General features: G+C 54.1%; 3 protein-coding genes. All 3 read right to left on the reverse strand.

The window, feature by feature from the left end; genetic code table 11:
• A partial coding sequence (locus PPL9_RS07835) for a helix-turn-helix domain-containing protein (RefSeq protein ID WP_280139045.1) occupies positions 1–331 on the reverse strand: 331 nt, incomplete at its 3' end.
• A gap of 254 nt (positions 332–585) precedes the next feature.
• Entirely contained in the window at positions 586–1,659 is a 1,074-nt protein-coding gene (gene repB, locus PPL9_RS07840) for a plasmid partitioning protein RepB (RefSeq protein ID WP_057462164.1), read from the reverse strand.
• Positions 1,656–2,599, reverse strand: a 944-nt coding sequence (gene repA, locus PPL9_RS07845; RefSeq protein WP_082596651.1) for a plasmid partitioning protein RepA, incomplete at its 5' end; no start/stop codon positions are given. The genes repB and repA, both read right to left, overlap by 4 nt.

Here is a 2,599-nt window from a genome sequence, read left to right on the forward strand (position 1 = left end):
GGTATGCCAGTATGCCCACCTCAACCAGTCGCTTAAGTGCACGTATAACGGTGCGCGTGGAGCGGCACACGTATTCAGCCAACTTGTCATTGGAGATCGCGACCAGCGGCCGGCGGTCCTGTTTCCAGTCATCTGCCCGTGTCAGGCCGATCAGAATATCGAGAATATGGTAGGCGGAACCATCGATCCCCAGAGCAGGGGCCGCCTTTTTTAACGTGATCGCCACCTCGGCTTTTGTTGTTTTGACGATGTCATTCGCCATTGCCAGTCGCTGGCTTTCCAACATGCCGGGTGTCATTTTGCGAAAGGACGCAACACCGGTGCTTTGCATAGCTAACCCATTCACCGAGGGAAGACCCAAGGTGTTATCCAAGTAAGATTGGGGATTGAGCGCCCGAAAAAGCAAAAATGCGCCACAAAGGGTTTCAAGAAAGCATTGCTGACTTGATTCGCACCGCGCGTTCGTCGTAGGATGATCGTGCTAAAGATGGTCCTCGACGAGTGCTCTTCACTCTCTTGGGCGACGATTTTGGGGCCTTGCTGATTGCCGTCAGCAGGGCCTTTCGTCATTCAGGGGTTACACCATCAGGCATCCTCCCCCTTCGTGTCTTCAAATTTGGCAATCAGGCCGGGCAGCTCTTTCAGCAGGAAGGAGCCAAAGTCACTCTGCGTTTTGCTATCAACGGAGAAGACGGTCGCTTTGCCAGTGTGCTTGACGAGCACATGCTTGTTTCCAAGCCATTCAGAAGATTTGGCGGCGCGGGTATGAGCTGCAACAGCAATCTCACCAGAAGAGGACGCAGAACCTGCCTCCATCTCGCTTGGCGTTTCTTGCAGCAGCTGCAACACTTCGCTAAACCGCTCATCGCTGTGCAGCTCTGTGAATGAGTCCAGTGCAAACAGCGAGGCAATTGCTTTTTCGTGGTTTGGCGCCAGCTGGCCCTCGTGGAAGAAACTTGCCATCTCTTCCCAACGTGGCCGCCCGATTTTTGGGGCAGGCCCAATCACACGCAAAAACTCCTCAGGCATGGTTGCCGCCAGCTTGCGGAGTTTGGAAACGAGAGACTTGTCTTTGCCAATGGCTTTGACAATGAGCGTCTGCGGGTAATCTTGCGCAAGACGGAAAACGAACAGGCAGGTTTCAATGAAACTCAGGTCTTTCCGTTCATGGTTTTCCTGGCCTTGAGCCACCAGTAATTCTTCATCAGAGAGCGGTTTGATGACACCACGGACAGGCTTGCCCAAAGCGCGGCAGGCTTTCCAACGACGGTGACCATAAGCAATCTGGTAGATGCCATCTTCATCTGGCGCAGGACGCACCAGAATTGGCACTTGTTGTCCGGTCTCAGCAATAGACTCTTTGAGCGCCTCAAATGCCGGATCGAACGCAACTTCCATGCGGTCCGCAACAAAGGAGGGTTGAACCTGTTCCGGGTTCAGCTCCACCACATTGTCGGAGGTCGCCATTTGCGTGTTCAGCGTTTTCAACTCTTCACGCAGTTTGTCGCGTTCGTCCTTGATCAGGTTGATCTCGGCTGCGCCAATAGCACCGGACGACAAGCGGGGGCGCGGCGCTGTTGCATCAGCAACCATGCCTGCCATACCGCCGCCTGAAAACAGCGTGTCTAATGCGTTTTTCCGGTCCTTAGCTTTGTTCATAGTGTTCGACCCCAAGAGCTGCGGAGAAGATCTTCAATTTCACGGTTTACCGAATCCATGGATTCAAGCGCACGCTTAAGCGTTTCGCGGCCAATGGCGCCCGGTTCCAGTTCGTAAAGCGATTTCTTTTCAAGGCCCGCATTGGCAACCGCGGTGGATTCCAAAGCTGGCGATGTCAGCACATCCTCACCAAAGAGGGCACGCAACAAGCCAACCACACGGGTTTGCGGGCTGTCATTTGGATTGTGACGGGTCACAAGGAACCGCATCCAATCCAGATTCATTTCGCCGCCATTGTTCTCAATCACGGCCATCAGATCAGAACTCATGCCGAGGAACTGGTTACAGCTTGCAAGGTCCAGCATCTGCGGGTGCAGCGTGATGAGCAATCCGGTGGATGCAAACAGCGCGCCCAGAGTGAGGAAGCCAAGCTGTGGCGGACAATCGATCACAACAACATCGTAGCGATCATCAACTTCGTTCAGAACGTTGCGGATGCGGCGGAAGAAGATATTTTCGCCGGTAGACGCACCAGAAGCGATCGCTGTTGGAACGATGTGCTCAAACTCAGCCAGCTCAAGGTTGGCCGGAACCAGATCCAGATTGTCAAAATAGGTCGGGCGGATCACATCACCCAGTGTCCGGCGGCCTTCATCATAACGCAGAGCACCAAACAAGGTGCAGTTTGGCTCAACATCAAACTCAGGCTGCACACCAAACATCGCAGAAAGCGAGGCTTGCGGATCAAGATCAATCGCGAGCACACGGTAGCCGCGCAGAGCCAGATAATGGGCAAGATGCGTGCTGGTGGTGGTTTTTGCAGAGCCACCTTTAAAGTTGGCGCATGCAATCACCTGCAGCTTTTCACCGTCGCGACGGCGCGGCAGGATATTAACGGCTTCATCGCCCTTTTTACGGGCGGCAAGCACTTCACGGATCG

The sequence above is a fragment of the Pseudovibrio sp. POLY-S9 genome (assembly GCF_001431305.1).
In the GTDB taxonomy this organism is placed as follows: Bacteria; Pseudomonadota; Alphaproteobacteria; order Rhizobiales; family Stappiaceae; genus Pseudovibrio.

Bases quoted from the DNA above. Each gene is read 5' to 3' on its own strand.
- repB (WP_057462164.1), bottom strand. From the start codon at position 1,659: ATGAACAAAGCTAAGGACCGGAAAAACGCATTAGACACGCTGTTTTCA.